Below are 14491 nucleotides of genomic sequence, written 5' to 3'. Positions count from 1 at the left end.
ATATGAGCTTCCTAATTTTTATGAAATGATTAATATATAAAAATAATACTATATAAAATTATATTTGGAATATAGTTGGAATGAATTTTGGGAAATATGAATTTTATTAATTTGAGTATTTTGAATTGGTTTGAGAGAAGTGTAATGAAATTCGAAGCATGATTAAGAAGATTGGAAATATAAAAAAAGACTAATTCGCTCAAGCGAATTAGTCTTTTTACAATTAAGAGTGGGGGTCGTTCTAAACTCTCAATTGAAGCCCTACAATTGTTAGTTGTTTTTAATATTCGATATTCGGTGCTTTATTCACGTGTTTTTGATAACGTTTTAAAGCGCAAAAACCGATAGCGCCGATTACTGAAACTACTAATAGTTTTTTCATTTTTTTCACAATCCTTTAAAATTATTATGCATTAAACTACTATTTACTATAATAGTTTAGGTTTAAGCTTTTAGAAGTTTGTTGACGTGTACGTCTCATTAAATCAGGATCTTCAATTAATGATTGACCATAAGATGGAATCATTTTTTTGATTTTTGGTGTCCATTCTGATTTATATTCAGGGAAGTTTTTCTCTAATACTTCTAATGCAACTGATACTGAAGTAGAAGCCCCTGGAGATTCACCTAATAATGCAATTACAGTATGATCTTCAGAATTAACCACTTCTGTACCGAATTGGATAAAGCCTTTACCGTTTTCAGGTGTATCTTTGATTACTTGAACACGTTTACCAGCATTGTATAATTGCCAGTCTTCGTCACGTGCTTCTGGGTAGAATGTACGAAGATGGTTCATAGTACCTTCTTTAGTCATCAAGATTTGATCAATTGAATATTTAATTAATGGTAAGTTTTTAACTGCTGATGCTAATAAAGTTGTGATGTTATATGGTTTAACAGATTTAAATAAATCTAAATTAGAACCTTGTTTAAGGAATTTAGGTCCAATACTAGCGAATGGTCCAAATAGTAATGTACGTTCACCATCAATATAACGTGTATCTAAGTGAGGTACAGTCATTGGTGGTGTACCTTGAGGTTCTTTACCGTATACTTTAGCATCATGTGCTTGTATAACATCTGGATTTGTACAGATTAAGAATTGACCAGTGATTGGGAATCCACCTAAGTGTTTACTTTCAGGAATACCTGTTTTTTGTAATAGTGGAATTGCGCCACCACCTGCACCAATAAATACATAATCAGCTAGTTGTGTTTCTACACTACCACTGTTACGTTGACGTACTTTAACTTCCCATTTACCGTCTTTACGTTGGTTAAAGTCCATTACTTCGTGGTTGTATTGAACATCTACATTAGGTTGTTTTTCTAAGTTTTTGGCCATTTTACGAGTAAGTTCACCAAAGTTTACGTCAGAACCTTCATCAATTTTACTAGCTGCCATAATGTCACCTGCACTATGACCTTGCATCATTAATGGAATCCATTTTCTCATTTGTTCAATATCTTCTGTATATTCAATATTGTCGAACATTGGGAATTCTTTCATAGCTTCATAACGATCTTTTAAAAATTGAACATTATTTTTACCTCTTACAAAGCTAATGTGTGGTAGCGGACGAATAAATTCTTCAGGGTTACTGATTGTTTTGTTTTGAACTAAATGACTCCAAAATTGTTTTGATAATTCAAATTGTTCATTAATCTCTTTCGCTTGCTCAATGTTAATTGAACCATCTGGTTGTCTAACTGTATAATTCAATTCACATAAAGCAGCGTGTCCTGTACCAGCGTTATGACGCTCGTGAGAACTTTCATCACCTGGACGATCTAAACGCTCGTATAATTTAATATCCCATTCTGGTGCTAATTCTTTAATCATTGTACCGAATGTAGTACTTAATACCCCAGCGCCAATTATTACAACGCTTTTTGACTCTTTGTTAGTAGCCATTATCTAATCACCTTTCCTTATCTCTACTTGCAACTATAGTATAATACTAAATCACCTATCATTAAAATACATATTTTTTATAGGTGCCATTCTAATATGGAATCTTTTTTATTTCTACTATTAAAACATAGAGAGAAATAAATTTTTTAAATATCTTTTTTGTTATTCTATTGATGTATAACTTCATTTAAACAGAAAATTTACAAACATTCCATAATATAGCATTGCTAATTAAATATAGAAAAATTATAGTTCTATGTAATTTTACCCCGATCAATCTTCAACAAACACAACTATTAAAATATATGTACATTTATTTATGCACGCACGCGTGTAAGTACTAAATAAGAGAGTTTAATTTTTCAAGTATCAATATATGAGCAACTGGAAAGATAATAGCTATTTTAAAAACTTCCTATATAATAGTTATCCATATACACGCAAATTATCCAACTTTCACATGTTCTAACCATTACTTTTTTCTATGGGTTAGATAGATAATATGTATTTTATATATATGTTGCAGCGTTTTATAATAAGTATGTAATCAATTTACAGCGCAAATCATTCGTTATGACATGCCATGGTATAGGACTAAATGTGAACAGCGCTAATTTAGAGTATTAAATATGAATTTTTCATAATAATGTAATGAGATTAAATTTTTAATACATTGTTAAGTGAATAATTTAAATTGCTTGCAATGATTAATGATTTTTTGCATTAAATGTTGAAAGGGAATGAATGTAAAATGGCTGACAAAAATTATACAGCAGCAAATATGGTAATAAATACTTTGAAAAATAATGGTGTGGAATATGTATTCGGTATCCCAGGTGCTAAAATCGATTATTTATTCAATGCACTTGAAGATGATGGCCCAGAACTTATTGTAACGCGTCATGAGCAAAACGCGGCAATGATGGCACAAGGTATTGGACGCTTAACAGGTAAACCAGGTGTTGCCTTAGTAACAAGTGGCCCAGGGGTAAGTAATTTAACGACTGGACTTTTAACAGCGACATCAGAAGGAGACCCTGTATTAGCATTAGGTGGCCAAGTTAAACGTAACGATTTATTACGTCTAACACACCAAAGTATTGATAATGCAGCATTATTAAAATCTTCAACAAAATATAGTGAAGAAGTTCAAGATCCAGAGTCATTATCAGAAGTTATGACAAATGCGATGAGAACTGCAACTTCAGGTAAAAATGGCGCAAGTTTCATAAGCATACCGCAAGATGTTATTTCTGCACCGGTTGAATCACAAGCGATTGCACTTTGCCAAAAACCTAGCTTAGGTGTGCCAAGTGAACAAAATGTTAATGAAGTAATTGAAGCGATTAAAAACGCGAAATTCCCTGTATTATTAGCAGGTATGAGAAGTTCAAGTTCAGACGAAACGAATGCAATCCGTAAATTAGTTGAAAAAACAAATTTACCAGTTGTAGAAACATTCCAAGGCGCGGGTGTGATTAGTCGTGAACTAGAATCCCATTTCTTTGGTCGTGTTGGTTTATTCCGTAACCAAGTCGGTGACGAATTATTAAGAAAAAGTGACCTCGTTGTTACGATTGGTTATGATCCAATTGAATATGAAGCGAGCAATTGGAATAAAGAATTAGATACTAAAATTATTAATATAGATGAAATTCAAGCGGAAATTACAAATCATATGCAACCAGCAAAAGAATTGGTTGGTAATATTGCTGGCACAATCGAACTTATTTCTGACAAAGTCGATGAACCTTTTATCAGTCAAAAACATTTAGACGAATTAGAAACTTTAAGAGCGCATATACTTGAATCAACTGGTATCAAACCAACACATGAAGATGGCGTGTTACACCCAGTTGAAGTCATTAAGTCAATGCAAAAAGTATTATCAGATGATACAACAGTAACTGTAGACGTAGGTAGTCACTATATTTGGATGGCACGTAAATTTAGAAGTTACAATCCAAGACACTTGCTATTCAGTAATGGTATGCAAACGTTAGGTGTTGCGTTACCATGGGCTATTTCAGCTGCTTTAGTACGTCCTAATACACAAGTTGTATCCGTTGCTGGTGATGGTGGTTTCTTATTCTCAGCACAAGACTTAGAAACTGCTGTACGTAAAAATCTTAATATCATTCAATTAATTTGGAATGACGGTAAATATAACATGGTTGAATTCCAAGAAGAAATGAAATATGAACGTAGTTCAGGTGTAGACTTTGGTTCAGTAGACTTCGTTAAATATGCTGAATCATTTGGTGCTAAAGGCTTACGTGTAACAAATCAAGAAGAATTAGAAGCGGCAATTAAAGAGGGATACGAAACTGAAGGACCAGTATTAATTGATATCCCAGTGAATTACAAAGATAATGTCAAACTTTCAACAAATATGTTACCTGACGCTTTTAACTAATATCGAATCAAACGGCGAAAATGATTAATTATTTATCAAAATAGGAGTGAATAAAGTTATGACTAACGTACTATATCAACACGGCACACTAGGTACATTGATGGCAGGCCTTTTACAAGGTACTGCTTCAATCAATAATTTATTAGAACATGGAGACATTGGCATTGCGACTTTAACAGGTTCAGATGGTGAAGTGATTATCGTTGATGGTAAAGCTTATCATGCCAATGAACATAAAGAATTTGTAGAATTGAAAGGTGATGAATTATCACCATATGCAACCGTATCAAGATTTACACCTGATAAAACGTATAGCACAAGCAATAAATCTTTAGCAGAAGTTTATGATGAAGTTAAAGAAAAAATGTTAAGTGAAAATTTATTTTCTGCTGTTAAAATTTCAGGAACATTTAAAAAAATGCATGTACGTATGATGCCAGGACAAGAGCCACCATATACAAGATTGATTAACTCAGCGAATAGACAACCTGAACAAATTGAAGAAAATATCAAAGGTTCTATTGTAGGCTTCTTTACACCAGAATTATTCCATGGTATTGGTTCAGCAGGTTTCCATGTTCATTTCGCTAATGATGACCGTAATTTTGGCGGACACGTATTGGATTTTGAAGTTTCAGATGTTACGGTAGAAATTCAAAACTTTGAAACATTTGAACAACATTTTGCAGTCGATGATGAAGCATTTACAAATACGGATATTGACTACAAAGATATTGCAAAAGAAATAAGACAAGCAGAATAAAGGAGTAGCGAGCAAATATGTTAGTTGAAAGTTTTAACCCTTTTAATAATCTGCTACTTTCAAGTATTGTAGCCGCAATACCAATTATATTATTTTTATTATGTTTGACTGTATTTAAAATGAAAGGTGTTTATGCAGCAATTACAACGTTAATCGTTACAATTATTGTTGCTATGGCTTTCTTTAAATTACCAGGAAGTATTGCAGGCGGCGCTACTTTAGAGGGCTTTTATCAAGGGATTATCCCAATAGGCTTTATTGTAATCATGGCAGTTTGGTTATATAAAATTGCTACAAAAAGCGGCCAATTTGCTATTGTTCAAGATAGTATCGCGAGTGTCTCACGAGACCAACGTGTTCAATTATTATTGATTGGCTTTGTATTTAATGGATTTTTAGAAGGTGCTGCAGGCTTTGGCGTACCTATTGCCATTTGTGCGGTACTATTAACACAATTAGGTTTTAAACCTTTGCAAGCTGCGATGTATTGTTTAGTAAGTAATGCAGCAGCAGGTGCTTATGGTGCGGTAGGTATACCGATTGCTATCGTGGATACTTTGAATTTGCCAGGTGGTGTAACAACATCTCAAGTAGCGTTAATTGGTAATTTAACGTTAGGTTTTATTAGTTTCGTTGTGCCATTTTTATTAATGTATATTATGGATGGCTTTAAAGGTGTGAAAGAAACTTTCCCAGCCACTTTAGTTGTGGCAGTTACTTTCACAGTTTTACAAGTGCTTATTGCAGCTTTTGCTGGACCAGAGTTGGCTGATATTATCCCTGGCCTTGTAGCAATGATTGCATTAGCATTGTTCTCAAGAAAATGGCAACCTAAAAATATTTTCAGAATTAATAAAGATGAAAAAGCAGATGCCGTGCCTAAACATTCTATTGGACACATCACTTATGCATGGAGCCCGTTTATCATTTTAACGATTGTTGTGATGATCTGGAGCTTACCAGCATTTAAAGGTTTATTTGAAAAAGGTGGTGCCCTAAGTGCACTTGTTGTGAACTTTAATGTGCCGGGTACGATGAATGCTGTGACTAATAAACCGAATGAACTGACATTCAATTTCTTTGCTCAAACAGGTACAGCGATTTTAATTACAGCGATCATTACAATTATTATTGCGAAAAATATGAGCTTTAAAACGGCTGGTCATTTACTGGGTCTCACAGTTAAAGAATTATGGATTTCAGTGTTAACCATTTGTTTCATTTTAGCAGTATCTAAAATTACAACATATGGTGGATTAAGTAATGCTATGGGACAAGGCATATCTAAAACAGGCGCTGCCTTCCCATTATTGTCACCACTACTTGGTTGGATTGGTGTATTTATGACGGGATCCGTCGTAAACAATAATTCATTGTTTGCGCCAATTCAAGCCTCTGTTGCTGAACAAATTGGTACAAAAGGTTCATTACTTGTTGCAGCTAATGTCGCTGGTGGTGTAACTGCTAAGATTGTATCACCACAATCTATAGCTATCGCTACAGCAGCAGTTAATAAAGTAGGTAAAGAATCAGAACTGATGAAAATGGCAATGCGTTTCAGTATCGGATTGTTAATTCTCGTTTGTATTTGGACATTTATTTGTAGTTTATTTATTTCATAAAATGAATTTGAAAAGACCGAAATTAAAGCATATCATGCTCGCTACTTAGCTATATGAGCATGTATGATAAGTTAAAAAGTTAGTGGAAATACCGCATAGATTATTTCCTGGAAAATATTTATTATAAAACCAATTAAAAAACACTAAAGTCGATGGCGTTTTGTCATACGACTTTAGTGTTTTTTGTGTTCCTCAAAGTTTTGCTGTATATAAAGTATTATTTATGCTAAAGATTCCCCAATCAATTCTATACACATTTTCAATTTTATTTGGACAAAAATGCTAACTGCGATACACCAACTCTAACTATAAAAATTGTGTTAGTTATCGCTTTTTAAAATTAAATATAGGTGTGGCTAGCAGTGGTTTAGTTAAATTGTTTAAGTGTTAAGTCAATGAATTGATCACTTGCTTTTGTTAAATTTTCTAATTTGTTATAACCAATCACTACTGTGTTTGTAAATGATTGATTTAATTCAACGTAAATGGCGTCACTATTATGTTCAGTAGAACTACTTGGTATAAATGTGAGGACGCCTGTAGAAATTGCAAGGCGATCGGCATTGTCTACGTTTGAAGTTTCTAAAATAATATTAGGGTAAATGTCGTATGTTTCTAGAACTTTATTGATGATCTGTTTAAGTCCGTATCTATCTTTTAGAATGATAAAGTGATCGTGAGATATGAGTGACATGATTTCATTGGAATTTAATTCATTTTGTTGGATTCTTTTATATAAATGGTGCTGAGGTGGCACAACTAAATATATCGGTTCCGTATAGATTTGAGTGTATTGAATATTTTTATTCCATAATGGTAGTGTATTTAGACATAAATCGACTTTACCCTCTAGTACTTGTTTTTCAATGTCTTGGGAATTACCTTCGATTAAGTTAATTTTATTATTAGGAAAAAGATTCATAAATTTAGGCAGAATTTTATGTAGTATATGGAACGCTAATGTAGGTGTAACACCTATGTTTAAAAAACCGGAATTCAAGTTTGAAATATTAGTGATTTTTCGCGTTACATCATGATAAAGTCGCTCTTGTTCTTGTAGATATTTATAATAAAGTTGACCTTCGGGCGTAAAGGTAATGGGATGTTTTTTACGATTAAAAATAATGATGTTCCACTCAGTTTCAATATTTTTGATAAAACTACTGAGATAGGGCTGGGAAACATAGAGTTTATTGGCTGCCTTGGTTATTGTTCCTTCATTGATGATCGTTTCAATATATTTATAGTTACGGTTAATAAGGCTCCCTACTTAATGACATAAGTAATTACTTATATGTTATATATACTAAAAACTATTTTACATTTAGTCAATATGAACAGACAATATATATGTTGCGTTTAATTCTTAAGGGGAAGGCACTGTAACTAGAAAGGAAGTCAATTTTTTATGGAAAATAGTACAATGGATATGGAATGAATTTGGACAAAAAATTTCACGATGAATTTTGTAGTTAACTTTTTGGTTAATTTGAATATGTATTTACTGATTGTTTTAATTGCAGGCTATGCGCAGTCTCAATTTAATGCCTCAGATAGTTCGGCTGGGCTGATAGCAGGTTTATTTATAGTCGGATCACTGATGGGTAGATTTGTTATGGGGAAATATATCAATAGTTTAGGACCTAGAAAGGTACTCTTAATTGGAACTGTATTATTTACAATTACGAGTGTTTTTTATTTTGTAGAATCTTCATTATTATTTTTAATTATTGTTAGAATCATTAATGGATTTTCATTTGGGATTTGTACAACTTCAACTGGATCAATAGCAGGGTATATAACACCGGAAACTAAAAAAGGTGAAGGTATCAGCTTTTTTAGTTTGAGTATGGTGCTTGGTGCAGCCATTGGCCCATTTTTAGGTTTATTGTTAATGCAACAATATTCAATAGAAGTCATCTTTGGACTTAATCTTGTATTGAGTTTTATTTCATTGATTTTGGCAATATTTATGAAAGTACCTTTTGAAACAATTGCTAGAACAGCAGAGGATAAAGGGTTTAAGGTTTCAGATTTTATCGCGAAAGAAGCCATTCCAATTGCCATTATCGTGTTTATAGTTGGTCTTTCTTATTCTTCTATTCTTAATTATATTAAAGTTTTTGCGCAAGAGAGAGACTTAATTACAGCTTCAAGTTATTTTTTCGTTATCTATGCAATCGTCTCAATTTTTTCAAGACCAGTTTGTGGTAGATTAATGGATGCAAAAAATGAAAATATAGTTATATACACTAGTATTATATTTCAGGCTATCTGTTTCTTAGTTATTGCATTTTCACATTCAGCATGGATGTTATTAATTGGTGGTGCTTTATTAGGATTAGGTTATGGTAATATCACGTCTACGTCTCAATCGGTATCTGTCAAAGTCGTACCAAAAGAAAAAATTGCGCGAGCAACCTCAACATTCTTTATCGGTTTAGATTTAGGCTTAGGATTTGGGCCCTATATACTAGGTTTGTTTACTAATCAGATCGGGTTAGGCAATATGTATATAGTAATAGCTGTATTATTAATTGTCATTTTCTTTATCTATCACTTCATACATGGTAGAAAAGTGAGTGTGTCAAAAGCATAATCATGCCCCTCGTGAAATATTGAATCCATTTTCAAGAATTTGAATTATTTAATTAACATATGCCCCTTTCAATGATGGCACATATAAGTGCAAACTTGAGAGGGGATTTTTATATATTTTAAATGATCACACATATTACAGCTGCTAACAAATTGATTAAAGCCTGAGCATCTATTTATGTTATACAAGCGCAATCAGTTTACGATATGTACAAAGCTGTAATTTTAGTTGTTTAGTTGGTACACTGAATATACAGTAGTTGTTAATACAAATACATAAAAATTATAAGATAAATGAAAGGAGGTTGTTTATGTTTTTAGCATGGAATGAAATAAAGCGTAACAAATTGAAATTTAGTCTGATTATCGGTGTCTTAATTATGATTAGTTATTTGCTGTTCCTATTATCAGGTTTGGCAAGTGGTTTAATGAATATGAATAGAGAAGGTATTGATAAATGGCAAGCAGACGCCATCATTTTAAACAAAGATGCGAATCAAACGGTTGAACAATCAATGTTTGATAAAAAGGATGTTGCAGATACATATAAAAAACAAACAACGCTAAAGCAATCCGGTGTCATTGTATCTAATGGAGATAATGAAGAAAATGCATTGCTATTTGGCGTAACAGATGATTCTTTTCTCGTGCCGAATATGATTGATGGAAAGAAATTTAATGCTGATAATGAAGTTGTTGTTGATGAAACGTTAAAAGAAAAGGGATTCAAACTAGGTGATACATTATCGCTATCACAATCCGACGAAAAGTTAAAAATAGTTGGGTTTAGTGAAAGTGCTAAATATAATGCTTCTCCGGTACTTTTTTCAAATAACAAAACCATTCAAAAAATTAATCCGTCTTTAACTGAAGATAAGACGAATGCAGTTGTTGTAAAAGATAAAGATTGGCAGTCTAAAGATTTGAATCATAATTTAGAAGCGATTGGTATTGAAAGTTTCGTTAAAAACTTACCAGGTTATACAGCGCAAAACTTAACGTTAAACTTTATGATTTCATTTTTATTTATCATCTCTGCTACAGTTATTGGCATCTTTTTATATGTCATTACATTACAAAAAACGAATTTATTTGGTGTATTAAAAGCACAAGGCTTTTCAAATGGTTATTTAGCCAAAGTAGTGTTGTCGCAAACGTTTATCATTGCCTTGATTGGTACGGTCATTGGACTGGTATTGACCATAATTACAGGAGCGTTCTTGCCGAGTGCGGTACCGATTAAATTTAGCGCCACAACATTATTAATTTATGGGGTTGTCCTTATCGCTGTTTCATTAATAGGTAGTCTATTCTCCATATTAACGATAAGAAAAGTTGATCCACTGAAAGCGATAGGGTAAATGAGGAGTGTATAATAAATGCTAGAATTTAAAAATGTCACGAAATATTTCCAAGATGGAAACCAAAAAATAGAAGCTGTGAAACCTACCTCACTAAAATTTAATCAAACTGAACTCATTGCAATTATAGGACCTTCAGGATCTGGGAAAAGTACTTTCCTAACTATGGCGGGCGCACTTCAAACACCGACGTCTGGAGAGATTCTCATTAATGGTAAGGAAGTCTCCCAGATGTCTCAGAAAGCATTAGCAAACACGCGGATGCAGGAGATTGGCTTTATACTTCAAGCAACTAACTTGGTGCCTTTTTTAACGGTGAAACAGCAGTTTAAATTATTGGCTAAACAAAAGAAAGATGTATTAAGTCAAACTGAATATAAGCAGTTGATGTCACAACTCAATCTCGAAGCAATTGAAAATAAACTGCCGAGTGAAATTTCTGGTGGGCAAAAGCAGCGTGTAGCCATTGCTAAAGCGCTATATACACAACCTTCGATTATTTTAGCGGATGAACCAACGGCTTCGCTTGATACACAAAATGCGATGGAAGTCATGGAAATTTTAAAAGCACAAACATCAGAAAAAAATAAAACGTGTATTGTGGTTACACATGATGAACGACTTACATCCTATTGTGACAAGGTTTATCATATGGAAGATGGCGTGTTAACACATACTTAAATAACGGTTTAATATGGGTACGGTGATATTAAATTATTGTGAAAGTTAAAGTTATAATCTCTAAATAAGGGGATGAGCATAATCAAACATAGGCATGAAATGGAATTGTTATGGAAAGCATATAAATATGAGGTCATGTGGCATAGTCAACAAAACTATAATGAGATTAGAGAAATGCTTAAAGGGCAATGTGAATATAGAGATGTTGAAGAAGCAATTGATCATGCACTGTCCATACAGCCTAGCAAAGGTTCGGTAATCAATACATTTAGCCATATATGGGGTTATTTTAAAAAGTTTTGTAGCGCCTCAGAGAAAGCATTATTTAAAAAGCTGAAGGCACAATACTTACTAGATCGAATCGATACACATACGCTCATTTTCTTTATCTATTGTATGACAAGATATTATGATGTTACGTATCTCAAGGAATCCACATTAATCAAAAATTTTTCAATCGCAAATAGATCATTTAAATAGGATGATTTGCTAACACGATGGTTGATTCAAGTTTATGATATACGCTGTGTGATTTAGTCGATGGTATGGGCGATAATTTTAATGTCATTACAATATAAAGTTTCTTAATCTTAACGGTTGGTGCATATGAAGCATCAATCGTTATTTTTGTTTTAAATTTAAAGAAAGTTGTTTCATATACTGTTTATATAACTAATTGACTCTATAATAATGGAATGGTAATATTATCCCTATTAATCCAATCGGAATAATAAGTGTGTGGAGGGATAAAGATGAAAAGAATGAAATTAGGATATTTTTTAACTGGTTTTGGTCACCATGTTACGAGTAGTAGACACCCAGATGCATTAGAACGTGGGGGTATGAATTTAACGAAAACCATTGAACAAGCAAAAACGTTAGAGCAAGCTAAATTTGATTTTCTATTTGTGTCTGATAGTTTATATCTTGATAACAAGACGCATCCAGATATGTTTACGATGTTTGAGCCAATTTCTTTAATGTCTATTGTAGCTAGAGAAACTCAAAATCTTGGATTGATTGTGACAGGATCTACTTCATTTTCAGAACCATTTAGCCTTGCGAGAATCTTTTCGTCTTTAGATCATTACAGCAATGGCAGAGCGGGTTGGAATATTGTTACATCAGGTATTAATCATACAGCGAAGAATTTTAATGGCACTACGAATGCAAATCATGATTTACGCTATGATCAAGCCGAAGAATTTGTGAATATTTCTAAGCAATTATGGGATTCTTGGCGTGGCGTTAATACGGAACATCTTCATGCTGCAGGAGGCTTTTTTAGTGAAAAAGAGCCAGAACCAATTAATTATCAGGGGGAATTTTACAGTGTAAAAGGCCCATTAAATATTGAAGCATCACCTCAAGGTTATCCATTACTTGTACAAGCAGGTTCTTCAGAAAAGGGTACAGAATTTGCGTCGAAACATGCAGAAGTTGTATTTACAGCGCAAAATGATATCAACGATGCAATCACGTTTGCACATAATTTGAAAAATAAAGTTGAACAAAAGCACGGAAATGCACATGAAATTGTTATTATGCCAGGTATTTTTCCATTTATTGGAGAAACACGCGAGGCAGCGGAAGCGCAATTCCAAGAATTACAAGATCTCATTGTGCCAGAGATGGGAATAGAGTTATTATCTTCTTATTTAGGTGATACAGATTTAAGTCATTACGATTTAAATACACCGTTTGAAAATATTGAAGTAGAAAAAGGAAACAATATACAAAGTCGTGTAGACTTAATCAAAGATACAGCGAAGAAGAATGAATATACTTTAGAAGATGTAATGAAGCACGTTGCTGGTGCAAGAGGGCATCATATCGTCGTTGGTACTGCTGAAGATGTAGCGGATAGAATGGAAGCATGGTTTACAAGTGGTGCAGCAGATGGATTCAATATTATGCCACCGCTCAATCCGACGCAGTTTGATTTATTTGTCGATAAAGTGATTCCGATTTTAAAAGAAAGAGGTTTGATTCAAGCGGCTTATAGTGAAGGGACTTTACGTGAAAAGTTGGGATTAAATCAAAAAATACATAGTTAATATGGATAGATAAAAAGCTAGAAAAAGTGACGACATCGCATCCATTTCGATATTAATTAGAAGGTATTTGCATATAAAAAATAAACAAAAAGAGAACGCACCGTTTAAAAGCGCGTTCTCTTTTTTATATGTGCAAACGCAACATATAGCCTTTAGCTAACTTCATTAATCACGAATCGCGTTAACTACATCAACCATGTCATCGTGAATAACAACATCTGCATCTCGATCATAAGGCGTTGCATCCTTATTAATGATAATAAGGTGTTGACCTTCAAAATAAGAAATGAGACCTGCTGCAGGTTGAACTACAAGAGAGGAACCTAAGACGACTAAGGTGTCAGCTGCTTGAATTTTTTGAATCGCATTAGAAATAGTCTGTTGATCTAACATTTCACCGTAAAGTACAATATCGGGTCTGATTGGACTACCACATGTTTCGCAATGGCGTAGATGCTTTGCCATCACTGTGGCTTTATCATATTTATGTTCGCATTGGATACAATAGAAGCGGTTTAAGGTTCCATGAAGTTCGTCAACATTCGCGCTTCCAGCATCTGTATGCAGTCCATCGATATTTTGAGTAATAACACCTAATGAACGTTGATGGTGTTCAAGTTGAGCAATCCATTCGTGTACGACATTAGGTTGCTTGTCTGCCAATAGTAGGCGCTTATGATAAAAATCAACAAATCCTTCTGGATCATTTTGTAAGTATTCAGCGCTTAGTAAATATTCTGGAGCGTAGCCTTCCTTTGAAATCTCATCAAACAAGCCGCCCATAGATCGAAAATCAGGCACGCCACTTGCGACAGAGACGCCAGCACCTGTGAAAAATGTAATCTGATTCGCATCTTTAATAATCTTTTTTAAGTGTTTAATATTTTGATTCATTTATCTCACTCCATTGGAAATTTTAAATAATATGATGCAAATACGAGTAATATGCGTTGCGCTTTTAATATAATTTTAAATTTTAGAAAGTATTTTAGCAAATATAAGAGAATTTAAATGATGTTCAAAAGAGGTTCGTCAGATACAAGACAATTTTATGAAGCATGCTTTATAATGGGTT

At 33.3% G+C, this 14491-nt stretch carries 12 protein-coding genes; 8 read left to right on the top strand and 4 right to left on the bottom strand.

Going from position 1 to position 14491, the window contains the following annotated elements; all coding sequences use genetic code 11:
* Nucleotides 1–280: 280 nt before the first annotated feature.
* Entirely contained in the window at nucleotides 281–382 is a 102-nt protein-coding gene (locus tag L987_RS13390) for an SE2200 family small protein (RefSeq protein ID WP_019468545.1), read from the bottom strand.
* A gap of 39 nt (nucleotides 383–421) precedes the next feature.
* Complete coding sequence (lqo, locus tag L987_RS03410) at nucleotides 422–1918, bottom strand: L-lactate dehydrogenase (quinone) (RefSeq protein ID WP_019468546.1); 1497 nt, start codon at nucleotides 1916–1918, stop codon at nucleotides 422–424.
* Between the two features lie 751 nt (nucleotides 1919–2669).
* On the opposite strand from lqo, the gene alsS reads away from it, so the two are divergent.
* Genes alsS through L987_RS03395 form a run of 3 tightly spaced genes read left to right on the top strand, consistent with a single transcriptional unit; the run spans nucleotide 2670 to nucleotide 6719 of the window.
* A complete protein-coding gene (gene alsS / locus L987_RS03405; protein WP_011302083.1) occupies nucleotides 2670–4334 on the top strand; it encodes an acetolactate synthase AlsS in 1665 nt (554 codons plus the stop codon).
* Between the two features lie 58 nt (nucleotides 4335–4392).
* A complete protein-coding gene (budA, locus tag L987_RS03400; protein ID WP_047502956.1) occupies nucleotides 4393–5097 on the top strand; it encodes an acetolactate decarboxylase in 705 nt (234 codons plus the stop codon).
* Between the two features lie 17 nt (nucleotides 5098–5114).
* Nucleotides 5115–6719: an L-lactate permease gene (locus L987_RS03395; protein WP_047502954.1), complete on the top strand. Its 1605-nt coding sequence runs from the start codon at nucleotides 5115–5117 to the stop codon at nucleotides 6717–6719.
* Nucleotides 6720–7086: 367 nt separating this feature from the next.
* Here L987_RS03395 and L987_RS03390 read toward each other — a convergent pair whose 3' ends face one another.
* Nucleotides 7087–7956: a LysR family transcriptional regulator gene (locus L987_RS03390; protein WP_443027613.1), complete on the bottom strand. Its 870-nt coding sequence runs from the start codon at nucleotides 7954–7956 to the stop codon at nucleotides 7087–7089.
* Between the two features lie 222 nt (nucleotides 7957–8178).
* Between L987_RS03390 and L987_RS03385 the strand changes: the two genes are divergently transcribed.
* The 5 genes from L987_RS03385 to L987_RS03365 all read left to right on the top strand — a co-directional run bounded on the left by L987_RS03385 (nucleotide 8179) and on the right by L987_RS03365 (nucleotide 13416).
* Nucleotides 8179–9318 carry an MFS transporter gene (locus L987_RS03385; protein WP_052190944.1) on the top strand — a complete coding sequence of 380 codons (1140 nt, stop codon included), beginning with the start codon at nucleotides 8179–8181 and terminating at the stop codon, nucleotides 9316–9318.
* Nucleotides 9319–9628: 310 nt separating this feature from the next.
* Nucleotides 9629–10678 carry an ABC transporter permease gene (locus L987_RS03380; protein WP_047502948.1) on the top strand — a complete coding sequence of 350 codons (1050 nt, stop codon included), beginning with the start codon at nucleotides 9629–9631 and terminating at the stop codon, nucleotides 10676–10678.
* Between the two features lie 18 nt (nucleotides 10679–10696).
* Complete coding sequence (locus tag L987_RS03375; RefSeq protein ID WP_011302090.1) at nucleotides 10697–11359, top strand: ABC transporter ATP-binding protein; 663 nt, start codon at nucleotides 10697–10699, stop codon at nucleotides 11357–11359.
* A 99-nt stretch (nucleotides 11360–11458) separates the two neighbouring features.
* Nucleotides 11459–11839: a YbgA family protein gene (locus tag L987_RS03370; protein WP_231558567.1), complete on the top strand. Its 381-nt coding sequence runs from the start codon at nucleotides 11459–11461 to the stop codon at nucleotides 11837–11839.
* Nucleotides 11840–12111: 272 nt separating this feature from the next.
* The gene (locus tag L987_RS03365) at nucleotides 12112–13416 is read left to right on the top strand and encodes an LLM class flavin-dependent oxidoreductase (RefSeq protein ID WP_047502944.1); all 1305 of its coding nucleotides are present in this window, start codon (nucleotides 12112–12114) and stop codon (nucleotides 13414–13416) included.
* 165 nt (nucleotides 13417–13581) lie between these two features.
* On the opposite strand, the gene L987_RS03360 is transcribed toward L987_RS03365, so the two are convergent.
* Nucleotides 13582–14310 (bottom strand): NAD-dependent protein deacylase, encoded by a 729-nt coding sequence (locus L987_RS03360; protein ID WP_047502942.1) that lies wholly within the window; start codon nucleotides 14308–14310, stop codon nucleotides 13582–13584.
* Between the last annotated feature and the right edge of the window lie 181 nt (nucleotides 14311–14491).

The organism is Staphylococcus sp. ZWU0021 (assembly GCF_000798895.1).
Taxonomy (GTDB): domain Bacteria; phylum Bacillota; class Bacilli; order Staphylococcales; family Staphylococcaceae; genus Staphylococcus; species Staphylococcus saprophyticus.
The sequence above is the reverse complement of the archived record's forward strand: the minus strand, read 5'-3'. Positions and strand labels throughout refer to the sequence as shown.

Excerpts from the sequence above, each read along its gene's own strand:
- L987_RS03395 (WP_047502954.1), top strand. The coding sequence starts at position 5,115 with ATGTTAGTTGAAAGTTTTAACCCTTTTAATAATCTGCTACTTTCAAGT.
- L987_RS03375 (WP_011302090.1), top strand. The coding sequence starts at position 10,697 with ATGCTAGAATTTAAAAATGTCACGAAATATTTCCAAGATGGAAACCAA.
- L987_RS03365 (WP_047502944.1), top strand. The coding sequence starts at position 12,112 with ATGAAAAGAATGAAATTAGGATATTTTTTAACTGGTTTTGGTCACCAT.
- budA (WP_047502956.1), top strand. The coding sequence starts at position 4,393 with ATGACTAACGTACTATATCAACACGGCACACTAGGTACATTGATGGCA.
- L987_RS03385 (WP_052190944.1), top strand. The coding sequence starts at position 8,179 with ATGAATTTTGTAGTTAACTTTTTGGTTAATTTGAATATGTATTTACTG.
- L987_RS03380 (WP_047502948.1), top strand. The coding sequence starts at position 9,629 with ATGTTTTTAGCATGGAATGAAATAAAGCGTAACAAATTGAAATTTAGT.
- alsS (WP_011302083.1), top strand. The coding sequence starts at position 2,670 with ATGGCTGACAAAAATTATACAGCAGCAAATATGGTAATAAATACTTTG.
- L987_RS03360 (WP_047502942.1), bottom strand. The coding sequence starts at position 14,310 with ATGAATCAAAATATTAAACACTTAAAAAAGATTATTAAAGATGCGAAT.
- L987_RS13390 (WP_019468545.1), bottom strand. The coding sequence starts at position 382 with ATGAAAAAACTATTAGTAGTTTCAGTAATCGGCGCTATCGGTTTTTGC.
- lqo (WP_019468546.1), bottom strand. The coding sequence starts at position 1,918 with ATGGCTACTAACAAAGAGTCAAAAAGCGTTGTAATAATTGGCGCTGGG.
- L987_RS03370 (WP_231558567.1), top strand. The coding sequence starts at position 11,459 with ATGGAATTGTTATGGAAAGCATATAAATATGAGGTCATGTGGCATAGT.